The 22,431-nt window shown below is 67.2% G+C and carries 22 protein-coding genes and 2 tRNA genes; 12 read left to right on the top strand and 12 right to left on the bottom strand.

Going from position 1 to position 22,431, the window contains the following annotated elements; genetic code table 11:
• Positions 1-38: 38 nt before the first annotated feature.
• A tRNA-His gene (locus CA951_RS33885) sits at positions 39-114 on the bottom strand.
• Between the two features lie 87 nt (positions 115-201).
• Positions 202-801, bottom strand: coding sequence for an oligoribonuclease (gene orn / locus CA951_RS33880; RefSeq protein ID WP_005261989.1), 600 nt, complete (start codon positions 799-801; stop codon positions 202-204).
• A gap of 85 nt (positions 802-886) precedes the next feature.
• Between orn and CA951_RS33875 the strand changes: the two genes are divergently transcribed.
• Entirely contained in the window at positions 887-2,623 is a 1,737-nt protein-coding gene (locus tag CA951_RS33875; RefSeq protein ID WP_087561040.1) for a helicase HerA-like domain-containing protein, read from the top strand.
• Here the strand turns inward: CA951_RS33875 and cmrA are convergent, their stop codons facing one another.
• From cmrA to CA951_RS33860, 3 genes are read right to left on the bottom strand one after another with little or no spacing between them, the layout of a single operon-like run.
• Positions 2,624-3,427 carry a mycolate reductase gene (gene cmrA, locus CA951_RS33870; RefSeq protein ID WP_087561039.1) on the bottom strand — a complete coding sequence of 268 codons (804 nt, stop codon included), beginning with the start codon at positions 3,425-3,427 and terminating at the stop codon, positions 2,624-2,626.
• Between the two features lie 18 nt (positions 3,428-3,445).
• Positions 3,446-5,470 (bottom strand): NADPH-dependent 2,4-dienoyl-CoA reductase, encoded by a 2,025-nt coding sequence (locus CA951_RS33865; RefSeq protein WP_087561038.1) that lies wholly within the window; start codon positions 5,468-5,470, stop codon positions 3,446-3,448.
• Between the two features lie 13 nt (positions 5,471-5,483).
• Positions 5,484-6,017, bottom strand: a complete 534-nt coding sequence (locus CA951_RS33860) for a PadR family transcriptional regulator (protein ID WP_087561037.1) — start codon at positions 6,015-6,017, stop codon at positions 5,484-5,486.
• A 126-nt stretch (positions 6,018-6,143) separates the two neighbouring features.
• Here CA951_RS33860 and CA951_RS33855 point away from each other — a divergent pair, with 126 nt between their 5' ends.
• Positions 6,144-7,469, top strand: coding sequence for an MFS transporter (locus CA951_RS33855; protein ID WP_087561036.1), 1,326 nt, complete (start codon positions 6,144-6,146; stop codon positions 7,467-7,469).
• Here the strand turns inward: CA951_RS33855 and CA951_RS33850 are convergent.
• From CA951_RS33850 to CA951_RS33840, 3 genes are all read right to left on the bottom strand, one after another.
• Positions 7,466-8,044, bottom strand: coding sequence for a DUF4203 domain-containing protein (locus CA951_RS33850; RefSeq protein WP_087561035.1), 579 nt, complete (start codon positions 8,042-8,044; stop codon positions 7,466-7,468). The two genes, CA951_RS33855 and CA951_RS33850, sit on opposite strands and share 4 nt — an antisense overlap.
• 77 nt (positions 8,045-8,121) lie before the next feature.
• Entirely contained in the window at positions 8,122-8,973 is an 852-nt protein-coding gene (locus tag CA951_RS33845) for an alpha/beta fold hydrolase (protein WP_087561034.1), read from the bottom strand.
• A 26-nt stretch (positions 8,974-8,999) separates the two neighbouring features.
• Positions 9,000-9,707, bottom strand: a complete 708-nt coding sequence (locus CA951_RS33840; protein WP_087561033.1) for a TetR family transcriptional regulator — start codon at positions 9,705-9,707, stop codon at positions 9,000-9,002.
• A gap of 118 nt (positions 9,708-9,825) precedes the next feature.
• Here CA951_RS33840 and CA951_RS33835 point away from each other — a divergent pair, with 118 nt between their 5' ends.
• From CA951_RS33835 to CA951_RS33825, 3 genes are read left to right on the top strand one after another with little or no spacing between them, the layout of a single operon-like run.
• A complete protein-coding gene (locus CA951_RS33835) occupies positions 9,826-10,935 on the top strand; it encodes a ferredoxin reductase (RefSeq protein WP_087561081.1) in 1,110 nt (369 codons plus the stop codon).
• Positions 10,936-10,967: 32 nt separating this feature from the next.
• On the top strand, positions 10,968-12,140 hold the full coding sequence (locus CA951_RS33830; protein WP_087561032.1) for an acyl-CoA desaturase: 1,173 nt from the start codon (positions 10,968-10,970) through the stop codon (positions 12,138-12,140).
• Positions 12,141-12,151: 11 nt separating this feature from the next.
• Entirely contained in the window at positions 12,152-12,361 is a 210-nt protein-coding gene (locus CA951_RS33825; RefSeq protein WP_087561031.1) for a hypothetical protein, read from the top strand.
• Between the two features lie 61 nt (positions 12,362-12,422).
• Here CA951_RS33825 and gdhA read toward each other — a convergent pair whose 3' ends face one another.
• Both gdhA and CA951_RS33815 read right to left on the bottom strand, forming a co-directional pair.
• On the bottom strand, positions 12,423-13,766 hold the full coding sequence (gene gdhA / locus CA951_RS33820; protein WP_087561030.1) for an NADP-specific glutamate dehydrogenase: 1,344 nt from the start codon (positions 13,764-13,766) through the stop codon (positions 12,423-12,425).
• 101 nt (positions 13,767-13,867) lie between these two features.
• Complete coding sequence (locus CA951_RS33815; protein ID WP_087561029.1) at positions 13,868-14,371, bottom strand: helix-turn-helix domain-containing protein; 504 nt, start codon at positions 14,369-14,371, stop codon at positions 13,868-13,870.
• Positions 14,372-14,459: 88 nt separating this feature from the next.
• Between CA951_RS33815 and CA951_RS33810 the strand changes: the two genes are divergently transcribed.
• The 3 genes from CA951_RS33810 (at position 14,460) to CA951_RS33800 (ending at position 16,793) form a co-directional block, all read left to right on the top strand.
• Complete coding sequence (locus CA951_RS33810; RefSeq protein WP_087561028.1) at positions 14,460-15,176, top strand: SDR family oxidoreductase; 717 nt, start codon at positions 14,460-14,462, stop codon at positions 15,174-15,176.
• Entirely contained in the window at positions 15,176-15,739 is a 564-nt protein-coding gene (locus tag CA951_RS33805) for a PaaI family thioesterase (protein WP_087561027.1), read from the top strand. The genes CA951_RS33810 and CA951_RS33805 overlap by 1 nt, the downstream gene beginning before the upstream one ends.
• Positions 15,740-15,968: 229 nt before the next feature.
• A complete protein-coding gene (locus CA951_RS33800) occupies positions 15,969-16,793 on the top strand; it encodes an alpha/beta fold hydrolase (RefSeq protein ID WP_087561026.1) in 825 nt (274 codons plus the stop codon).
• Between the two features lie 86 nt (positions 16,794-16,879).
• Here the strand turns inward: CA951_RS33800 and CA951_RS33795 are convergent.
• Positions 16,880-16,952 (bottom strand) — tRNA-Arg (locus CA951_RS33795).
• Positions 16,953-17,009: 57 nt separating this feature from the next.
• On the bottom strand, positions 17,010-17,387 hold the full coding sequence (locus CA951_RS33790) for a DUF4345 family protein (protein WP_087561025.1): 378 nt from the start codon (positions 17,385-17,387) through the stop codon (positions 17,010-17,012).
• A 104-nt stretch (positions 17,388-17,491) separates the two neighbouring features.
• On the opposite strand from CA951_RS33790, the gene CA951_RS33785 reads away from it, so the two are divergent.
• The 4 genes from CA951_RS33785 to CA951_RS33770 all read left to right on the top strand — a co-directional run bounded on the left by CA951_RS33785 (position 17,492) and on the right by CA951_RS33770 (position 22,360).
• Positions 17,492-19,522, top strand: coding sequence for a cytochrome c oxidase assembly protein (locus CA951_RS33785; protein WP_087561024.1), 2,031 nt, complete (start codon positions 17,492-17,494; stop codon positions 19,520-19,522).
• Positions 19,523-19,690: 168 nt separating this feature from the next.
• On the top strand, positions 19,691-20,119 hold the full coding sequence (locus tag CA951_RS33780) for a single-stranded DNA-binding protein (protein WP_087561023.1): 429 nt from the start codon (positions 19,691-19,693) through the stop codon (positions 20,117-20,119).
• A gap of 134 nt (positions 20,120-20,253) precedes the next feature.
• Entirely contained in the window at positions 20,254-21,933 is a 1,680-nt protein-coding gene (gene ettA, locus CA951_RS33775) for an energy-dependent translational throttle protein EttA (RefSeq protein WP_072947065.1), read from the top strand.
• Between the two features lie 4 nt (positions 21,934-21,937).
• Positions 21,938-22,360 (top strand): thioesterase family protein, encoded by a 423-nt coding sequence (locus tag CA951_RS33770; RefSeq protein ID WP_087561022.1) that lies wholly within the window; start codon positions 21,938-21,940, stop codon positions 22,358-22,360.
• The last annotated feature ends 71 nt before the right edge of the window (positions 22,361-22,431 follow it).

Below are 22,431 nucleotides of genomic sequence, written 5' to 3'. Positions count from 1 at the left end.
AGAGGAAAGCCCCCGGCCGAGGCCGGGGGCTTTCCGTGTGGGGTGAGTGACGGGACTCGAACCCGCGACACCCAGGATCACAACCTGGTGCTCTACCAGCTGAACTACACCCACCACTGTGCTTCTGTCACCGCCCGGGGGGCAGTAACTTCGGCGAGGAAGATATTAGCGCGTTCGATGCGCAAAACGCCAATCGGTATCTCAGGCGGGTCCGAGTTCCTCGACGACTGCGGCGATGTCGCTGGTAGACGGTCCGGGCTCGGCGACGAACGCCGTTTTCCGGTAGTACTTCAACTCCCGGATCGACTCCTTGATGTCGGCCAGGGCGCGGTGGGCGAGACCTTTTTCGGGCTGACCGAAGTAGATCCGCGGGTACCAGCGCCGGGACAGTTCCTTGATGGAGCTGACGTCGATCATCCGGTAGTGCAGGTAGGTGTCGAGGTCCGGCATGTCGCGGGCGATGAATCCGCGGTCGGTGGCGATCGAGTTGCCGGCGAGCGGCGCCGTGCCCGCGACGGGGACGTGCTCGCGGATGTAGGCGAGCACCTGCTGCTCGGCCTCGGCGAGGGTGACCGTGGACTTCCGGACCTCGTCGGTCAGCCCCGAGTTCTCATGCATCTTGGTCACCACGTCGGGCATGGCCGCGAGCGCGTCGTCGTCGGCGTGGATGACGATGTCGACACCCTCACCGAGTACGTTCAACTCGCTGTCCGTGACCAGAGCCGCGATCTCGATCAGCTTGTCGGTACCGAGGCGGAGCCCGGTCATTTCACAGTCGATCCACACAAGTTTGTCCTGCACCAGGAACACAGTAGTCACGTGGGTGACGGGATAAGGTCTGCGGTGGACACTTTCTCCCGATGTGTGTGATCCGAGGAGGGCTTGGATGACCCGGCAATCGCAGGACGGCGACGCGACCTCGACCCCGGCGGAAAGGGCGGCGGCCGCGAGGGCCGCAGCCGCCGAGGCGGCCAGGGTCGCGGCGGAGGCAGCAACAGCGGCGGAGGCGGCGGAGCAGGAGGCCCGGGACGCGGAGGCGGCGGAGAACCGTACTCCTGCAGGCGTCGCCGCCCCGACCGGTGCCGCCGCGGACATCGCGGCCGGGTACTCCTCGGAGGGTGCGGCGCTGGAACTGGGAACCGTGGTTCTGGACGGCGCCGTGGATCCGGCGGCCCGCGTGCGCATCCCCCTCGCGACGATCAACCGGCACGGACTCGTCGCCGGCGCCACCGGGACGGGAAAGACGAAGACGCTGCAGGGCATAGCCGAGCAGTTGTCGGCTGCAGGGGTTCCCGTGGTGATGGCCGATGTGAAGGGCGATCTGTCGGGTCTGTCACAGCCGGGGGAGGCCAGCGGCAAGATCACGGCCCGGGCGGCCGAGACGGGCGACGACCAGTGGCGGCCCGCGGGATCCCCCGTCGAATTCCTGTCACTGGGAACGGAAGGCCTGGGCATCCCCGTCCGCGCGACCATCACCGCGTTCGGGCCGATCCTGCTCGCCAAGGTGCTCGGGCTCAACGAGACTCAGGAGTCCACGCTGGGGCTGATCTTCCACTGGGCCGACGTCCAGGGGCTCGCGCTGCTCGACCTGAAGGATCTGCGTTCGGTCATCGCACACCTCACCAGCGACGAGGGCAAGGCCGATCTGAAGGGCATCGGCGGCGTGTCCCCGGCCACGGCCGGTGTGATCCTCAGGGCCCTCGTCAATCTCGAGGCCGACGGCGGCGACACGTTCTTCGGGGAACCCGAACTCGAGACCGAGGATCTGCTCCGGGTGATCGACGGCACGGGTGTGATCACGTTGTTCGAGTTGGGCGCCCAGGCCGCGCGCCCCGCACTGTTCTCCACCTTCCTGATGTGGGTGCTGGCGGATCTGTTCCAGACCCTGCCCGAGGAAGGCGATCTCGACAAACCCAAGCTCGTCTTCATCTTCGACGAGGCGCACCTGCTGTTCGCGGACGCGTCGAAGGCGTTCCTGCAGCAGGTGGAACAGACCGTGAAGCTCATCCGCTCCAAGGGCGTGGGGGTGTTCTTCTGCACGCAGTTGCCGACGGACGTCCCGAACGCGGTGCTGTCGCAACTCGGTGCCCGAATCCAGCACGCGCTGCGCGCATTCACCCCGGACGACCAGAAGGCACTGACCAAAACGGTACGGACGTACCCGACCACCGAGAACTACGACCTCGAGAAAGCCCTCACGTCACTGGGCATCGGCGAGGCGATCGTGACGGTCCTGTCGGAACGGGGCGCACCGACACCGGTGGCATGGACCAGGATTCGGCCTCCCCGCTCGCTGATGGACACCATCGGCAACGACGCGATCACGGCTGCGGCGTCGTCGAGCCCGCTGTATGCGAAGTACGGGCAGACCGTCGACCGGGAGTCGGCGTACGAGAAACTGACGGCCAAGGTCGCCGGGGCGCCGGCCGCGGAACCGGGCCTCGACCTGCCCCCGCTGCCCGACCTCCCGCCGCCGGCGCCCGCACAGCGGGAGGGGCCGAACATGGCCGAGCAGATCCTCGGGAACTCCGCGGTGAAGAGTTTCCTCCGCTCGGCCGCGTCGGCGGCAGGCCGTGAGATCTCCCGCAGCATCTTCGGGACGGGACGACGTCGCAATCGGTGACTAACTGCCCAGCTTCTTGTAGAACGTCCCGACGATCGGCGCGACCACCGCACGCGGGCTGTACTGCCCGGCAACGGACATCGCCTTGCTGATGATGCCGGGCACGACGCGCATCTTGTTGTCGGCCAAGCCGTCGAGCGACACCTTGGCGGTGTATTCGCTGGAGATCCACAGGAAGTCGGGCACCAGCCTGTCCACGATCGACGCATCCGCCGGATCGGGCTCCTCGGTGCGCACCGGGCCGGGGGCGAGCAGGGTGACGTTCACGCCCGTTCCCTTCAGTTCGCCGCGCAGCGATTCGGAGAACGTGTTGACGAACGCCTTGCTGGCCGCGTAGGTGGCGTTGTGGGGGATGGGCATGTTGCCCGCCGCCGAGCCGACCATGAGGATCGCCCCGGACCCGCGTTCGATCATCCCGGGCAGTACCGCGAGGGTGAGGTCGTGCACCGCAACGGCGTTGAGTTCCACCTGGGCCCGCTCGTACGCGGGATCGAGTCCGGCGACGGGCCCGAACGTGGCGATGCCCGCGTTGTTGCACAGGACGCTGACCTCACGGCCCGCCAGTTCGGTGACGAGCACGGCCCGCGCGTCCCGATCGGACAGGTCGCACGCGCGCACCTCGACGTCGACGCCGTACTTGTCGCGCAGGGTCCCGGCGAGTGACTCCATGACCTCGCCGCGGCGCGCGACGAGGATCAGGGAGTGGCCCCGGGAGGCCAGGTCGGCGGCCAGCGCCTCGCCGATTCCGGACGAGGCGCCGGTCACGACGGCGCGGGCACTGGGGGTGGGGTTCGGCAAGCTCACGGTCAGCAGCGTAGTGCGTCAGATGCGGGCCGCGAGCCGGGTGCCCTGCTCGATGGCGCGCTTCGCGTCGAGTTCGGCGGCGACGTCGGCGCCCCCGATGACGTGGGTGGTGACGCCGGCGACGGTCAGTTCGTCGACGAGGTCACGCACCGATTCCTGGCCCGCGCAGATCACGACGTTGTCGACGGCGAGGGTGCGGGGCTTCTCCCGCTTGGCGCCGAACGTGATGTGCAGGCCGTCGTCGTCGATGCGCTCGTAGTTGACCCCGGACAGCTCCTGGACGCCCTTGTTCTTCAGTGCAGCCCGGTGGACCCAGCCGGTGGTCTTGGCGAGTCCCGCGCCGATCCGGCCGTTCTTGCGTTGCAGCAGGTACACCTCGCGCGGCGACGGTTCGGGAATGGGGGTGGTGAGGGCGCCTGCCGCCGCCTCCGGTTCGGTGACACCCCACTCCTGCTTCCATTCCTTCAGATCGAGAGTCGGGGAATGCTCGTGGGTGAGGAACTCGCTGACGTCGACGCCGATCCCGCCGGCCCCGATCACCGCGACCGACCGTCCGACGGGCTTGCCGCCCCGGACGACCTCCGGATACGTGAGCACCTTCGGATGGTCGATCCCCGGAATCGACGGGACGCGGGGCGTCACACCGGTCGCGACGATCACCTCGTCATACGTGCCGACCAGCTCGGTCGCGGCGACGCGGGTGTCGAGCCGGACGTCGACGCCGGTGAGCGGCAGCAGGCGGTTGTAGTAGCGGATGGTCTCCGCGAACTCCTCCTTGCCGGGGATCTTGCGGGCGATGCCGAACTGGCCGCCGATCTCCGAATCCGCCTCGAACAGGGTCACCGAGTGGCCGCGCTGGGCCAGACCGAGCGCCGCGGACAGTCCCGCGGGGCCGGCGCCGACGACGGCGACCCGCTTCGCGGTCCGGGTGGGGGAGAGCGTCAGTTCCGTCTCCCTGCCTGCCCGCGGATTCAGCAGGCACGACACGTGCTTGCGGACGAAGGCGTGGTCGAGGCAGGCCTGGTTGCACGCGATGCACGTGTTGATCTCGTCGGGAGTGCCTGCCTCCGCCTTCCGTACCCAGTCGGGATCGGCGAGCATCGGGCGTGCCATCGAGATCAGCTGTGCGTCACCGCGGGTCAGGATCTCCTCCGCGACCTCCGGCATGTTGATCCGGTTCGACGCGGCCACGGGGATGGTCACGTGCTTCTCGAGTTTGCCGGTGATGTCGGCGAACGCGGCCCGCGGCACCGACGTCACGATCGTGGGAACACGCGATTCGTGCCAGCCGATGTCGGTGTTGATGATGGTGGCGCCCGCCGCCTCCACTTCCTGTGCCAGCGCGACGATCTCGTCCCAGGTCTGACCGCCCTCGACGAGGTCGGCCATCGACAGTCGGAAGATGATGATGAAGTCCGGGCCGACCGCCTTGCGGGTGCGGCGGACGATCTCGACGGCCATCCGACGGCGGTTCTCGGGGGTCCCACCCCACTCGTCGGTGCGCTTGTTGGTGCGCTCGCACAGGAACTGGTTGACGAAGTAGCCTTCGCCGCCCATGATCTCGACGCCGTCGTAGTTCGCCTGCTGTGCGAGCCGCGCGCAGCGAACGAAGTTGCGGATCTGCCAGCGGACACCGCGGCCGGTGAGTTTGCGGGGCCGGAACGGGTTGATCGGGGCCTTGATCGACGAGGCGGAGACACTGAACGGCTGGTAGCTGTACCGGCCGGCGTGCAGGATCTGCAGGGCGATCTTGCCGCCCTCGTCGTGCACCGCCTTCGTGATCGCGCGGTGCCTGCGGGCCTCGACACGGTTGGTGAGCTTCGCGCCGAACGGCAGCAACCAGCCCGTCCGGTTGGGTGCGTAACCGCCGGTGACGATCAGTGCGACCCCTCCGCGGGCGCGCTCGGCGAAGTACTCCGCCAGCCGGGGGACGTCCTTGGCGCGGTCCTCGAGTCCGGTGTGGATGGAACCCATGATCACCCGGTTCTTCAGCGTCGTGAAGCCGAGGTCGAGGGGGGCGAGCAGCTGGGGGAACTGTGTCATTGGCGGCGTGTCCTTATCGTGAGAGCGCGTCGAGTACTTCTTGACACCAGTCGGCGAACCCCTCCTCGACGCGGATTCCGCCGCGCAGGACGAGGTACTGGTGCAGGGCCGCGCCGGAGAGCTGGTCCGGTGCGGGAAAGTCGCGTTTTTCGATCATGCGGTAGACCTCGAGCCGGGCGGCGTGGCCGTCGCGGTGGCGGGCGACCTCGGCCGTGAGTGCGGCGACGTCCCCGTGTCGAGCGGCGCGGATCTTCACTGCCAGCTCGTTGCGCAGGTGGTTGGGCTCGGTGGGTTCGGCGATCCAGCGCGCGAGTTCCGCACGTCCGGACGCACTGACCCGGTACACCTTCTTGTCGGGGCGGCCGTCCTGCGCCACCACCTCGGCGTCGACCCAGCCGGCCTCGTCCATGCGTTTGAGGACGCGGTAGATCTGCTGGTGGGTGGCGCTCTGGAAGAAGCCGATGGACTTGTCGAATCGGCGCGCCAATTCGTACCCCGAGCCGGAGTGCTCGGTCAGGGAGACGAGGAGCGCATGTTCGAGTGCCACGCACCGAAGTATGTATGCAACGAGGTGCCTATGCAACTGAGTGCACACTAAGTTGGTCCGCCCGAGCGGGACTCTCATGACGTCAGACCGCACGAACTCCCCACTTGCTCGCATAGGCTCGCGGGCATGAGCACCGACGTTCGTCCTCCGGCCGGGATCGGCGAGGCCGCGACGCGCAGACAGGTTGTCGCGTGGGGTTTGTGGGACTGGGGTTCGGCGGCCTTCAACGCCGTGATCCTCACGTTCGTCTTCTCCGTCTACCTGACGGACGCCGTGGGGGAGGACCTGCCGGGATCGGTCTCCGCGAGCACCTGGCTGGGGTGGTCGCTCGGCATCGCCGGTTTCCTCATCGCCGTGCTCGCCCCCGTCACCGGTCAGCGATTCGACGCCGCGGGACGACGCAAATGGGCGCTCGGCGTGCTCACCTTCGCGACGGTCGGGTGCATGGCGGCGATGTTCCTCGTCCGCGACTCCTATCAGTACCTGTGGCTCGGGCTGGTGCTACTGGCCGCGGGTTCGGTGATCTTCGAACTGGCCGGCGTCCCGTACAACGCGATGCTCAGGCAGGTGTCCACGCCGTCGAACATCGGCCGGGTGTCCGGGTTCGGCTGGGCGATGGGCTATTTCGGTGGGATCGTGCTCCTGCTGCTGTGCTACTTCGGTTTCATCGCCGGTGACGGCGACACTCGGGGATTCCTCGGGCTCACCACCGACGGCGGCCTGAACATCCGGATGGTCGCGCTGCTGGCCGCCGTCTGGTTCGCGGTCTTCGCGATCCCCGTGCTGGTGAAGGTCCCCGAGCTGACCCGCCCGCACGCGGATCCGGGTGCGGACAAGGCCGGCTTCGTCGAGTCGTACCGGGTGCTGTGGCGGGATCTGCGCGACCTCTGGTCCGCCGACCGGCGCACCGTCTACTTCCTGGTGGCGAGCGCGCTGTTCCGGGACGGACTGGCCGGTGTCTTCACGTTCGGCGCCGTCCTCGCCGTCAACGTCTACGGCATCAGCGCCGGTGACGTGCTGCTGTTCGGTGTCGCCGCCAACGTCGTCTCCGCACTCGGCGCGCTCACCGCAGGACGGTTCGACGACCGGATCGGCCCGAAGACCGTCATCATGACGTCCCTGATCGCGATGATCGTCGTCGGCATCGTTTTGATGGGGGTGTCCGGGCCTGCCATGTTCTGGATCTTCGGACTGCTGCTGTGCCTGTTCGTCGGGCCTGCGCAGTCGTCCGCGCGCACGTTCCTGGCCCGGATCACACCGCCCGGACGGGAGGGGCAGATGTTCGGCCTGTATGCGACCACCGGTCGCGCGGTGTCGTTTCTCTCGCCCACCCTGTTCGGGTTGTTCGCGTGGTGGTTCGCGGCGGATCGGGCGGGGATCCTCGGCCTGGTGATCGTGCTCGCGATCGGGCTGGCCGCGCTGACGGTGGTGAAGGCGCCCGAACGCGACTAGCGCCTCGCGCGACTGTCGTCGATCCGGAGTTTCTCCGGGAACAGCCGCCGCTGCGTCAACCAGCCCGCAGCCGCGACGGCGATCCAGACCAGCGTCGCGAAGAACTGCTGCACCCCCTCGTTCGGCTGGTCGAGGAAACTCAGCGAGCCGATGGCCATGCCGAGGCCGGTCAGCACCATGCTGGCGCCGCCGAGCGCGGTGAGCCACAGCAGAGCCCGTGCCCGGTACCGGTCGGCGACGAACCCGCAGGCGACGGCGAGCGCGACGATCACGATTCCGCTGAGGATCCAATTGACGTCCTCGGGTTGCAGCACCCGGCTGAGCTTCGCGCCGACCACGGCGCCCGCGATGATCCCGATGAAGAATGCGGCGAATTTGAAGATCAGGGTGGTGGCCACCCACACCACGACCGCACCGATCGCCGCGAACAGGAACGTCGTCCCGAGCGACAGCGACAGCAGGTCGGCGATCAGCCAGCCGAGGCCGAAACCCGACGCGAGAACGGCGATGTGGAGTGAGCCGACACCGGCGAAGCACAGAACGGCGCCGACCAGAAGGATTGCGATGCCACTCATGGTGCCCTCCCAGGGTGCACGAGACGAGTAGTGCCATCAAACCAGAACGCACGCCCCGCCGCGGGGAACAACGGATTTCAGTTCGGTGTGGTTCCGGTGCGCGTGCGGATCGCGTCTGCGAGAGCGTCGGGGCGCTGCTCGGGGATCCAGTGGGTGACGCCGTCGAGCACGACGAATTCGTACGGCGCATCGACGAACTCGCCGCACCGCTCGGCTCCCGCACGGCCCAGCGCCATATCCTCGGTGCTCCAAACGTAGGTTGTCGGGACTGTGACGGCCGGGGTGTTCTCGAAGTCCTTGGTCATCGCGCGGTACCAGTTCAGCGCGGCGGTCAGCGCTCCCGGTTCACCGAGCAGCGCGACGTGCTTGTCGACGAGTGCCGGCGCGACGACGTCACCGAACATCGCGCGCAGCGCCTGCGCGTCGTCGCGGAGCAGGACCCGTTCGGCCTTGCCCTCCGTTCTCAGAAGACGGATGTAGGAGGAGCGTTCCTTCTGATCGGCGTCTTCGCGCAACGCCCAGCCGAACGCGGCGGGATGGGGCACCGAGACGGCGGTGAGCGAGGTGATCCGGTCCCGGTGCCGCGCCGCGACGACCCACGCCACGGCGGCGCCCCAGTCGTGGCCGACGAGATGCGCCCTCTCGAGGCCGAGTGCGTCGAGCAGTCCGACGACGTCCGCGACAAGGTGGTCGATCTCGTAGGAGTCGACGCCGTCGGGTCGCGCACCGGGCGAGTACCCACGCTGGTTCGGCGCGTACGTCCGCAGACCGGACTCGTTCAGCAGCGCGCTGACTGGTGCCCAGGACGCGGCGCTCTCCGGAAACCCGTGCAGCAGAACGACGGGGGCCCCGTCCGCCGGGCCGCTGATCGTGACGTCGAAGGTCAGGTCGCCGAGAGTGACGTGCGCGTGTTCCGAGGTTGACAGCATGCCCCCACCGTACGGCGAGAGCGCGGCTACGTTCCGGGATTCCACCCGCTCATGCCGAGCATGATCAGGCGCAGTTGCCGTTCGGCGCGCGCGACGACCTCGGCCTCGCTTCGGCTCCCGGGGCGATCGGCCTCGAGCAGATCGACGACGACCGCGAACATGGTGGACACGATCAGGTCGGCCGCCATCTCCAGGTCGTCGTGGTCCCAGGACTGCAGGCCGTCGATGCGGGACAGATCGACCGTGAGTTCGCTGACGAACAGTTTCATCTCGGTCGCGATCGCACGGCGAATTTCCGGCACCCCGCCGTAGCGTTCGCGACTGAGGAACCGGAACTGCGCCTCGTGGGTGCGGACCTGCCGCACCAGGATGTCGAGGGACGCGCCTGCGCTTTTCGTGCTCGGGGTGCGGCGGGCGTCGCGCAGCATCTGCCGCAGAATCCGCATGCCCTCCTCGACGAGCACCACGCCGAGTTCCTCGATGGACGCGAAATGGCGGTAGAACGCGGTGGGCACGATTCCCGCGGTGCGGGCGATCTCGCGCAGGCTCACACCGGCGAAACTGCGGTCCGCCATCAGTTCGAGCGTGCCGTCGAGGAGGGCCTTCCTCGTGCGCTCCTTGCGCGCTGCCCTGCTCTCGGGTTCGGCGCCGGTCGACTGACTCACGGCAGTGAGTGTATTCGCGGGGGAGAGCACCGCCACCACCTCCGGGTGTTCGCGTTCGTCGTCCGGCATGCGTATCCGATCCCCGCCCCGAGTGTGCGTGCGGTCACATTGTGATTGACAAGTTCCTGTCTCCCTCTGTCACACTATTGTCAGTGTACAACCGTGCACTCAAATGGAGGAGGCCGACGTGTCAGTTGCCCACACCAGTCGTCCGGCGGAGGGACGCAGGTTCTCGCTGCTGTCGTTGTTCGAGGCGATGGCCACTCCGCACCAGCTCGACCGCTACCTCGAACTCGTCACGCCGATGGTCACCGTGCGCGACCTCCGCGCCGAAGTCGTCGCGGTCCGGCGCTCCACCGCCGACACCGTCACCCTCACGCTGCGCCCCACTCGCCAGTGGCGTGGATTCCGGGCGGGGCAGTTCGTGCAGGTGGGGGTCGTGATCGACGGGGTCCGGCACACCCGCTGCTATTCGCCCGCCAATGCACAGTCGTCCACCGACGGACACGTCGAGTTGACGATCAAGGCGCATCCCGACGGGCTCGTCTCGCAATATCTGCATGCGCAGGCGCGCCCCGGACTCGTGCTCGACCTGTCTCAGGCCGCGGGCGAATTCACCCTTCCGTCTCCGCGCCCACGCCGGCTCCTGCTGGTGAGCGGAGGCAGCGGAATCACCCCGGTTCTGTCGATGCTGCGCACCCTCGTCGACGAGGAGCACGTCGGAAGCGTCACTTTTCTGCACTACGCGTACACCGAAAACGACGTCGCGTACCTCGACGAGTTGCGCGCACTCGCGGACGCCAATGCCAACGTCTCCCTCGTGCTCGCGTACACCGGCCAGGAGGCCGGCGGGCACCTGCACGGGTTCTTCGGGCAGGAGCACCTCGACGCGGTCGCGCCCTGGTACGCCGACGCCGAGACGTTCCTGTGCGGTCCTCCCGGACTGATGCGCGGCGTCCGGGAGGTGTACCGCGAACTCGGCATCGAGGACCGTCTGCACACCGAGGAGTTCGCTCCCGCCGCAGCCCCGGCGGAGGGGGAGACCGGTGGCGCGGTGTCCTTCACCGCCAGCGGCGTCACCGCGGACAACTCCGGTGCGACGCTGCTCGAACAGGCGGAAGCGGCCGGGCTCCATCCGGAGTACGGCTGCCGGATGGGCATCTGCTTCTCCTGCACCACGGTGAAGACATCGGGGTGCACCAGGAACGTCCGCACCGGCGACACCGACACCGACCCGGACAAGGCGATTCAGCTGTGCGTCTCGGTCCCGGTGGGAGACGTCGCCCTCGACATCTGACTTTCACCCGACATCAACGTTTGGAGACCGACATGTTTGGACTCTCACTCTCGTTCCTCCCGTTCGTCGGCGGCGCCGACGGCCCCCGCAACGCCGCCCCGGTGGTGCTCAGTCACGACCAGGTCGAAGAGATCGGCAGGGAACTGGACGACCTCCGCGACCGGACGGTCGCGGACCTCGGCGCCGAGGACCGCGAGTACATCTACAAGATCATCAAGGCGCAGAGGGGATTCGAGGTCGCAGGCCGCGGTCTGATGTACCTCGGCTTCTTCCCGCCGGCCTGGATCGCCGGCGTCGGCGCCCTCGGCGTGTCGAAGATTCTCGACAACATGGAGATCGGCCACAACGTCATGCACGGTCAGTACGACTGGATGCGTGAACCCGGCCTGAACTCCCGCGTGTTCGAATGGGACACCGTCTGCCCGGCCGACCAGTGGAAGCACTCCCACAACTACATGCACCACACGTACACCAACATCCTGGGCCGGGACCGGGACATCGGCTACGGCATCCTGCGGATCGACGAGGCGAAGAAGTGGAACCCCTACTACCTGGGGAACCCGGTCTATGCGTTCTTCCTGATGATGCTGTTCGAGTGGGGCGTCATGATGCACGACCTGGAAGCCGAGAACGTGATCCAGGGCAAGCGGAAGTGGCACGACGTCAAACCGCTGCTGAAGGGCTGGTGGCGCAAGGCGGGCAGGCAGGTGCTCAAGGACTACGTCATCTTCCCGGCGCTCACCGGGCCGCTGTTCGTCCCGACCCTGCTCGGCAACGTGACCGCCAACCTGATCCGCAACGTGTGGGCGTACTCCATCATCTTCTGCGGTCATTTCCCCACCGGCGTGCAGAGTTTCACCGAGGACGAGACCGCGGAGGAAACCCGCGGCGAATGGTACGTCCGGCAGATGCTCGGCAGCGCGAACATCGAGGGAAGCCCGCTGTTCCACATCATGTCCGGCAACCTGTCCCACCAGATCGAACACCATCTGTTCCCGGACCTGCCCGCTCACCGCTACCCGGAGATGGCCCCCGTCGTGAAGGCGCTGTGCGAGAAGCACGGACTGCCCTACAACACCGGCGGCTTCTTCAAGCAGATCGGCTCCGTGTGGGCGAAGATCTTCAAGTTCGCCCTGCCGCCCGGTCTCGTCTCGTCCGACACCCCTCCCGGTGTTATCGTCGAGCGGCAGAAGACTGCAGCCTGAGAGGCGAAAACATGGTGGGGAAGTTCGAGCGGCGCAAGGACACCGTGCAGGAGTTGACGGAGTCGGCAGCCACACACGTGGGCCAGATCGCGACGATCATCGCGGGCGCCGTCCGGGACGTCACCCGGGAGATCGGCGACTGGGTGTCCGACGGCATCGAGATGCGTGAGGCCGCGAAGAAGGCCCGCGAAGACGAGGGCGAGGACGAGACGGTCGACTGACGATCGTTGTCCGGGGGTGGGGCGCGGCCGGCAACGGGCGCGCCCCACCTTTTCGCTTCTGCTAGATGACGCCCAGCGAGATCATGGCGTCGGCGACCTTCACGAAACCGGCGATGTTCGCGCCGTGCACGTAATCGCCCGGCATGCCGTACTCGGCGGCGGTGGCGACGGTGCGTTCGTGGATGCCGCGCATGATCCCGGCCAACCGTTCGTCGGTGTATTCGAAGCCCCACGAGTCGCGGGATGCGTTCTGCTGCATCTCGAGTGCCGACGTCGCGACCCCGCCCGCGTTGGCCGCCTTGCCCGGTGCGAATGCCACGGCGGCATCGCGGAACACCTGGACGCCCTGCGGGGTGGTCGGCATGTTCGCGCCCTCCGCCACCGCCTGCACACCATTCGTGACCAGGGTCTTGGCTGCTGCTTCGTCGAGTTCGTTCTGTGTGGCGCAGGGGAGCGCGACGTCGCACGGCACATCCCAGATGGAACCGTTCGGCACGAACCGGGCGTGCGGCACGGTGTCCGCGTACTCGCTGATCCGTCCCCGCCGCACTTCCTTGATCTCCTTCAGCAGTGCGAGGTCGATGCCCTTCTCGTCGACGACGTAGCCCGCGGAATCGGAGGCCGCGATCGCGATTCCGCCGAGTTGGTGCACCTTCTCGATTGCGTAGATCGCGACGTTCCCCGAGCCGGAGACGACGACGGTCTTGCCGTCCAGTGAGCTGTTCGCGGTCTTCAGCATCTCGGCGACGAAGTAGGCGACCCCGTACCCCGTGGCCTCGCGACGCACCTGCGAGCCGCCCCAGGTCAGTCCCTTGCCGGTGAGAACGCCCGACTCGTACGAGTTGGTGAGGCGCTTGTACTGACCGAACAGGTAGCCGATCTCGCGACCGCCGACACCGATGTCACCTGCGGGGACGTCGGTGTATTCACCGATGTGGCGATGCAGTTCGGTCATGAACGACTGGCAGAACCGCATGATCTCGGCCTCGGTACGACCCTTGGGGTCGAAGTCGGAGCCGCCCTTGCCGCCGCCGATCGGAAGTCCGGTGAGGGCGTTCTTGAAGATCTGCTCGAACCCGAGGAATTTCACGATTCCCAGGTTCACGCTGGGGTGAAACCGCAGGCCACCCTTGTAGGGGCCGAGCACGCTGTTGTACTGCACGCGGAAACCACGGTTGACGTGCACGTTGCCGGAATCGTCGACCCACGGCACCCGGAAGATGATCTGACGTTCGGGCTCGCACAGTCGCTCGATCAGTCCGGAATCGGCGTAGTGGGGACGGTGCTCGAGCACGACCTGGAGCGATTCGAAGACCTCCGCGGCGGCCTGGTGGAACTCGGGTTCTCCGGCGTTCCGCAGGCGAACCTGCTCGTAGATCTCTGCTACCCGGTCGCGCGTTGACACAGACCACCCCTGCCTTACATGTGAGGACTTCTTTACCTGACGTTTACATCGAAAACTATAGACCGGTGTCAGGACGTCCTGTATTGGGCCGTGCCGGGAGGTCAGGGTTCCCGTCGAGGTGTGCGGGAATGCATTGCGACAGCAGTGTTCTCGACTGCCTCGCCGCAGTGCGCGCAGCGGTGTTCCAGTTCCAGCGAGTGCCCGCACTCGTGCACGAGCACCGACGGAGCCTCGTCGACGGCCCATTTGCTGCCCCATTGAAACAGGGAGAGCAGCAGCGGCCGCAGGTCCTCGCCCGCGGGGGTGAGGTGGTACTCGAAGCGGGGCGGGTGCTCGGAGTACTGCCTGCGTTCGATGACGCCGACCTCCTCGAGTTTGCGCAGTCGCGCGGTGAGGATGTCACGCGAGACGCCGATGTAGCCCGCGATCCGGTCGAAGCGGTGCACCCCGTAGGACAGTTCGCGGATCACGAGCATCGACCAGCGGTCGCCGATCAACTCCATGGTGGCGGCGATGGCGCACGGTCTCGGCGCCAGGGGCATGCGGTCCATGACGATCTCGGGTGTTGCTGGCTGGGTGTCGCCGTTGCTCATGCTCTCCATCATAGAGGGTTGTGTTTTCCAACTGATAGGGGTTACTGTCGTCGACATAGTTAGTTGGAAAAGCAGACTTACTCACCTCGAAGGGGTCGTCATGACCACGATTCAAGATCGAACGGTGCTGGTCACCGGGGCCAATCGGGGGCTCGGGCGGGCCTTCGTCACCGAGGCGCTCGCCCGAGGAGCGCGCACGGTCTACGCGTCGGCGCGCGACACGTCCACGATCGAGGGGCACCCGCGGGTCGTGCCCGTCCAGCTGGATGTCACGAACCCCGACTCGGTCTACGCCGCAGCGGAGCTCGTCGGCGATCTCGGCGTGCTGATCAACAACGCCGGAATTCTCGTCGGCGAATCGCCGCTCACGGGCGATCTGGACGGGATGCGCCGCGAACTCGAAACCAACCTCTACGGGCCGCTCAACGTGACGCGCGCGCTCGCGCCGATCATCGCCGCCAACGGCGGTGGCGCGATCCTCAACGTGCACTCCGTGCTGTCGTGGCTGGCGATCGGCGGTTCCTACAGCGTCTCGAAAGCCGCCCTGTGGAGTGCCACCAACGCGATGCGCGCCGAACTCGCGGCGCAGAACATTCAGGTGGTCGGGCTGCATCTCGGCTACATGGACACCGACATGACCAGCGGTCTCGACGTGGAGAAGATCTCCGCGGCCGACGTCGCGCGACTGGCCTTCGATGGCATCGAGTCCGGCGCCCACGAGGTGCTCGCCGACGACACCACCCGCACCGTCAAGGCGGCGCTGTCCGGCGACCTCGACGTCCTCTATCCGCAGTCGGTGCAGCGGGGAGCCGCATAGTGAGCGCGTTCGGAAACGGTGAAACGTCGACGGTCGAGAGCCTGCCGGACACCGGCGAGTGGGGCGAGATGCGATCGAGGATCGTCGAATGGCACGACCCCGCAGGGCCGGCGCGCAAGGCCCGGGAACTCGACGGCCTCACCTATCTGCGGGCAATCCTCGACGGCAGCATTCCGGCGCCGCCCATCGCCAGCCTGATGAACCTGCGGTTCCTCGAGGCCGAATCCGGGAGAGTGGTCTTCGCGCTCGATCCCGACGAGTCGCAGTACAACCCGATCGGCGCCATCCACGGCGGCGCCGTGTGCACGCTGCTCGATTCGGTCGCCGGCTGCGCTGTGCACACCACGTTGCCCGCGGGGTGGGGGTACACCTCGGTCGAGATCAAGGTCAACTACATCCGCGGGGCGACCCACGACTCCGGGGCGCTCAGCGCCACCGGTGTCGTGAAGAAGGCGGGCCGCCGCATCGCCTTCGCGGAGGGGGAGGTCACCGACTCGCAGGGCCGCCTCGTGGCCACCGCCACCAGCACGCTGCTGGTGTTCGAGGTTCCACCGCAGAGCTGACGCCGGACGGTCGGGAAACCCGCCACTCGCGGAGGAAAGTGGCGGGTCCCGATGCACCGTTGCCCCGTCGGGTTGGGGCGATGCGTGAACGAGACTAATCAGTCGGTTTGCTACGCGCGAGTACGCGAGCACCGCCGCCGGTCGAAGCAGCCCTACGGCATACCGAAGTTTGATGTACTGAATCGTCCTCATCAGCGTCATTCCCGGAGCGGTCAAGGAAGGCACATTCATGGGCACGGTCACCACGCAGGATGGCACGGAGATCTTCTACAAGGACTGGGGAACCGGTCAGCCCATCGTGTTCAGTCACGGCTGGCCGCTGTCGGCCGACGACTGGGACGCCCAGATGCTGTTCTTTCTCCAGCACGGGTATCGAGTCATCGCCCACGACCGGCGCGGGCACGGACGCTCCACGCAGACCGGCGACGGCCACGACATGGACCACTACGCCGATGACCTCGCGGAGTTGACCGCACACCTCGACCTCCACGACGCCATCCACGTCGGCCACTCGACCGGCGGCGGCGAGGTCGCGCACTACCTCGCGCGACACGGCGAGAGCCGGGTGTCGAAGGCTGCACTGATCAGCGCGGTGCCGCCGCTGATGGTGAAGACGGACGCGAACCCGGGCGGCCTGCCCAAGGCCGTGTTCGACGATCTGCAGGCGCAACTCGCGGCCAACCGGTCCGTCTTCTACCGCGACCTGCCGTCGGGGCCGTTCTACGGATTCAACCGGCCGGGAGTCGAGGCCTCGGAGGCGATCATCGAGAACTGGTGGCGGCAGGGGATGATGGGCGGGGCCAAGGCCCACTACGACGGCATCGTCGCCTTCTCGCAGACCGATTTCACCGAAGACCTGAAGAAGATCACGGTGCCGGTGCTCGTGATGCACAGCGAGGACGACCAGATCGTTCCCTACGCCGACGCCGGACCCCTGTCCGCGAAGCTTCTCGCCAACGGGACGTTGAAGACGTACAAGGACTTCCCCCACGGCATGCCCACCACGCAGGCGGAGACGATCAACGCCGACCTGCTGGCGTTCCTGAAGGAGTGACCCGAGGCCCCGCTGCCGGCACCCCCGATTCCCTGACTGTGCAGGTGATCGGGGGTTTTCGCCGTCCCAGGACTGGGTCGAATGAGTGCCCCCGGCAGGATTCGAACCTGCGACCAAGAGATTAGAAGGCTCTTGCTCTATCCCCTGAGCTACGGAGGCGCGCAGCAAATATTACCTGCCGCCCCGAGTGCTCCGACCGGGGCTGGGGTGTGTGCGTCACGAGCCCAGGGCCGCCGCGGAGAGCAGGAGTCCCGCCAGAACGAGTTCGACGACGAAGTAGAACCACACGGGGTAGAAGCGGGTCGGCCGGTCGGTGAGGGCCGCCACGATCCGGCCGAACGCCATCCCCAGCAGGGCGACGGCCACCGTCACCGTGGCGACCGATCGGATGCCGTGGGCGTCGAAGGCCGCGAAGAAGAGCAGGCCTGCCACCGCGACCCCGAAACCGCCGTAGACCGCGCGCACCTCGGCGCGGGCCGTCGCCGAATCCGCGGTCAGACCGAACGGTGCGACGAGCCGGGCGGGCAGGGCGAGCCCGTAGACGCCCATGCCCGCGAAGAACAACGCCACCACGATGATCAGAAACTCCGCCATCTCCGCCTCTCGTTCCCACGGGACACGTCCGCGTCGACCGTAGCCGCAAACGGCGACCGACCCTCGCGTCTCCGACGGCCTGTCGTAGGTCCTACCCTTGATGTATGGCTACACCCCAGCTCGCGGCGTCCGACCCGGCCTCGAAACCTCCGAATCGTGCCGATTCGACCGCCCTGTTCGTCGTCGGCGGTCTCATCGCCGGACTGGTTGCGGCAATCGTCGTCGGACTTTCCGCTGCTCAGGCGCTCGTGCTGCTGGGAATTCCGGATCCCGGACCGATCACCACCTACGGATTGCCCGCCATGCGGGCCGTGTCGGAGATCGCTGCCGTCATCACCATCGGATCGTTGCTGCTCGCGGCGTTCTTCGTGCCGCCGCAGAAATCCGGTGTCCTCGACGTGGACGGCTACCGCGCCGTCCGCACCGCGTCGTACGCCGCGATCGTGTGGGCGGCGACCGCCCTCGTCCTCGTCCCGCTGACGCTGTCGGACACGTCCGGGCAACCCTTCGGGGAAGCGGTCAAACCGGCGAACATCTTCAATTCGATCGATCAGGTCGAACTCGCAGGCGCGTGGCGATGGACCGCGATCATCGCCATCGTCCTCGCGATTGCCTCCCGGCTCGTGCTGCGCTGGTGGTGGACGCCTCTCTTGCTGGTCGTCGGCGTCCTCGGACTGATGCCGCTCGCGTTGACCGGGCACTCGTCCTCGGGTGGCTCGCACGACATGGCCACGAACAGCCTGATTCTGCACCTGGTGGCGGCCTCGCTGTGGGCGGGCGGTCTGTTCGCGCTCCTCGCCCATGCGCGCAGGCGCGGCGCCTACACGGACGTCGCGGCGCGCAGGTTCTCCGCGGTCGCGACCGTCTGCTTCGTCGTCATGGCGGTCAGCGGTGTGGTGAACGCGCTCGTTCGCGTCCAGATAGGCGATCTCGTCGACACCACGTACGGACGCCTGATCGTCGCGAAGATCGTCGCCCTCGTCGTACTCGGCGTGTTCGGGTGGGCGCAGCGTCGACGGGCGCTGCCCGCACTGCGGAAGGACCCGACGAAACGCGGCAACCTGATCCGCTTCGCCGGTGCGGAGGTGATGGTCTTCGCCGCGACGATCGGTCTCGCCGTCGGACTCGGCCGCACGCCCCCGCCGGCCCCGACCGCAGCCCCCACCCTCACGGAGGTGGAACTCGGCTACAACCTGGCAGGGCCGCCGACGTTCGCCCGGTTGATGCTGGACTGGCGATTCGACCTCCTCTACGGCACCGCCGCGATCGTGCTGGCCGTGGTGTACGCGATCGGACTGCGCAAACTGCGGCGGCGCGGCGACAGCTGGCCCGTCGGCCGGACCGTCGCCTGGATGTGCGGGTGCGTGGTGCTGCTGATCGCGACGTCGTCGGGTGTCGGTCGCTATTCGCCTGCCGTGTTCAGCGTGCACATGGGCGCCCACATGGCGCTGTCCATGCTCGCGCCGGTGCTCCTTGTGCTCGGTGCCCCGATCACGCTCGCGCTCCGGGCCCTCGACCCCGCGGGCAAGAACGGTGTGCCGGGACTGCGCGAATGGATTCTGACCGCGCTGCACAGCCCGTTCTCCCGATTCATCACCCACCCCGTCGTCGCGGCGGTGCTGTTCGTGGGCGGTTTCTACGCCCTCTACCTCGGCGGGATCTTCGCGGCCGCCGTCGACTCCCACTCCGCGCACGTCCTGATGAACCTGCACTTCCTGCTGAGCGGCTACCTCTTCTACTGGGTCGCGATCGGCATCGACCCGTCGCCGCGCAGGCTGCAACCGGTGACGAAGCTCGCGATGGTGTTCGGCTCCCTGCCGTTCCACGCCTTCTTCGGCGTCGCGCTGATGAGCATGGGCGCCGTGATGGGCGAGTGGTACTACCGATCGCTCGGACTCGGCTGGAACGCCGACCTGGTGGGTGACCAGCAACTGGGCGGCAGCATCGCGTGGGCCACCGGTGAGATTCCACTGGTGCTGGTGATGATGGCGCTGCTCATCCAGTGGTCCCGCAGCGACAGTCGCACGGCGAAGCGGGTCGACCGGGCCGCGGACCGGGACGACGACGCGGATCTGGCGGCGCACAACGCGATGTTCGCAGAGCTGGCGCGACGGGACCGCGAAGCGGGACGCTGACCGCTAGCACGCCGCCCCGACACGTTCGGGGTTCCCGGGGCCGATTTCGCGGTTCCATCCACAACCGCCCCGTTTCTCCACAGATGTCTGCTGCAGGCCGAAAACGACGCCGCCGGACGGCACGCTGTGAGTGAAGGCACCTTGCCGCACTCACAGGGGGTAGACGTCATGTACGAAACGCACGGCACCGTCGTCGGAACGGTCATCACCAGCCCGGTCACCCGGTCGAATGCGGCCGGTGACGAGTTCCTCAGTTTCCGGATGGCGAGCACGGTCCGGCGCCGAGACCACGCGACGGGGGAGTGGCGTGACGGGAGCACGCTCTACCTCACGGTGACCTGCAGGCGCCGGCTGATGGCCGGCGTCGTCGCCTCGATCACGAAGGGCGACCCCGTCCTCGTGACGGGCGAGTTGCGCACAACCGAATACACCACCCGCGACGGCGTAGCCCGTTCCGACCTGGAGTTGAGTGCCACCGCGATCGGACCGGACCTGGCCCGGTGCACGGTCGTGCTCGAGCGCACGCCGAGAACGACCGACGGTGGTGCGGGGAACCCGGCGACCGAAGAGGTGGCCACCCGGTCCCTCGTCGCGTAGCGCACCTGCGGGTATCGGCGCCGACCTCTGCGTTCCCGGCGCCGGTGCCCGCAGCATCTTCCCGGGAAGCCCCCGATCACGTCCCCGACCCTCCGCGATGTGGGTTCGTCGCGCCTCACCATTAGGCTGGCCCCATGGCTGAGTTCATTTACACGATGAAGAAGGTGCGCAAGGCGCACGGTGACAAGGTCATCCTCGATGACGTCACGATGAGCTTCTACCCCGGCGCCAAGATCGGTGTGGTCGGCCCGAACGGCGCGGGTAAGTCCAGCATCCTCAAGATCATGGCGGGGCTGGATCAGCCGGGCAACGGTGAAGCGTTCATCGCTCCCGGTGCCACCGTCGGGATCCTCATGCAGGAACCGCACCTGGACGAGACGAAGACCGTTCGCGAGAACGTCGAAGAGGGCATGGGTGAAACCATGGTCCAGCTCAAGCGGTACAACGAGATCGCCGAGCTGATGGCAACCGACTACTCCGACGAGCTGATGGAGGAGATGGGCGAGCTCCAGGAGAAGCTCGACCATGCCGACGCGTGGGAGATCGATTCCCAGCTGGAGCAGGCGATGGACGCACTGCGTTGTCCGCCGCCGGAGGACATGGTCACTCACCTCTCCGGTGGTGAGAAGCGCCGCGTCGCCCTCTGCAAGCTGCTGCTCAGCAAGCCCGACCTGCTGCTGCTCGACGAGCCGACCAACCACCTCGACGCGGAGAGCGTCCTGTGGCTGGAGCAGCACCTCGCCGCCTACCCGGGTGCGATCCTGGCCGTCACCCACGACCGGTACTTCCTCGACCACGTCGCCCAGTGGATCTGTGAGGTCGACCGCGGCCGCCTGTACCCGTACGAAGGCAACTACTCCACCTACCTGGAGCAGAAGGCCGCCCGGCTCGAGGTCCAGGGCAAGAAGGACCAGAAGCTGCAGAAGCGCCTCAAGGAGGAGCTGGCCTGGGTCCGTTCGGGAGCGAAGGCCCGTCAGGCCAAGAACAAGGCCCGCCTCGACCGCTACGAGGAAATGGCCAACGAGGCCGAGAAGACCCGCAAGCTCGACTTCGACGAGATCCAGATTCCCGCGCCGCCGCGCCTCGGCGACGTGGTGGTGGAGGTGTCGAACCTCGACAAGGGCTTCGACGGCCGGGTCCTGATCAAGGACCTGTCGTTCACCCTGCCGCGTAACGGCATCGTCGGCGTGATCGGCCCCAACGGTGTCGGTAAGACCACGCTGTTCAAGACCGTCGTCGGGCTCGAGGAGCCGGACGCGGGCGAGGTGAAGATCGGTCAGACCGTCAAGCTCAGCTACGTCGACCAGAACCGCACCGGCATCGACCCCGACAAGACGGTGTGGGAGGTCGTGTCCGACGGTCTCGATCACATCGTGGTCGGCCAGACGGAGATGCCGTCGCGCGCCTACATCAGCTCGTTCGGGTTCAAGGGCCACGATCAGCAGAAGCCGGCGGGCGTGCTGTCCGGTGGTGAGCGCAACCGCCTGAACCTCGCGATGACGCTCAAGCAGGGCGGAAACCTGATCCTGCTCGACGAACCGACCAACGACCTCGACGTCGAAACCCTCGGTTCGCTGGAGAACGCGCTCGAACAGTTCCCCGGCTGCGCCGTCGTGATCTCCCACGACCGCTGGTTCCTCGACCGGACCTGCACGCACATCCTCGCTTGGGAGGGCGGCTTCGGCGACAACGAGGCTGCCTGGTACTGGTACGAGGGCAACTTCGAGGGCTACGAGGCCAACAAGGTCGAGCGGCTCGGACCGGATGCGGCACGTCCGCACCGCGTCACGCACCGCAAGCTCACGAGGGACTGACCTGGTGGGGCAGCAGGCCTTCACGTACGAGATCCAGGTCCGGTGGGGTGACTCCGACCGCCTGGGTCACGTCAACAACACCCGCTTCATGGAGTACATGCAGGAAGCGCGGATCGCATTCCTGACCGCCGAACTGCGCGCCGCCGGCGCGCAGCCCGGTGCGATGGTGGTGCGCAAGATGGACGTGGAATTCCTGCGTCCCGTCACCGACGCCTCCGGTCCGCTGACGATCGACGTGTCGGTGCTCCATGTCGGCAATTCGTCGTACACGATCCGGCACGTCGTCACGAACCGCGACGGCGTCCACTGCGCGACGGGCGACGCCCTGATGGTGGCGTTCGACGTGAAGACCGAACGGTCGCGTCCGCTGTCCGAGGCGGAACGCGACGGGCTCGAGAAGTACCTCGCGCCGGTGACCACCGGCTGACGGATCCGGCACGCGGGGTGCCCGAAGTTCACCCTCTGTCCCCATCGCCGCGGGCTAGTCTCGAGAGAGTT

The organism is Rhodococcus sp. NCIMB 12038, assembly GCF_002165735.1.
Lineage (GTDB): Bacteria > Actinomycetota > Actinomycetes > Mycobacteriales > Mycobacteriaceae > Rhodococcus_F.
This window is presented reverse-complemented; position numbering and strand designations above follow the sequence as displayed.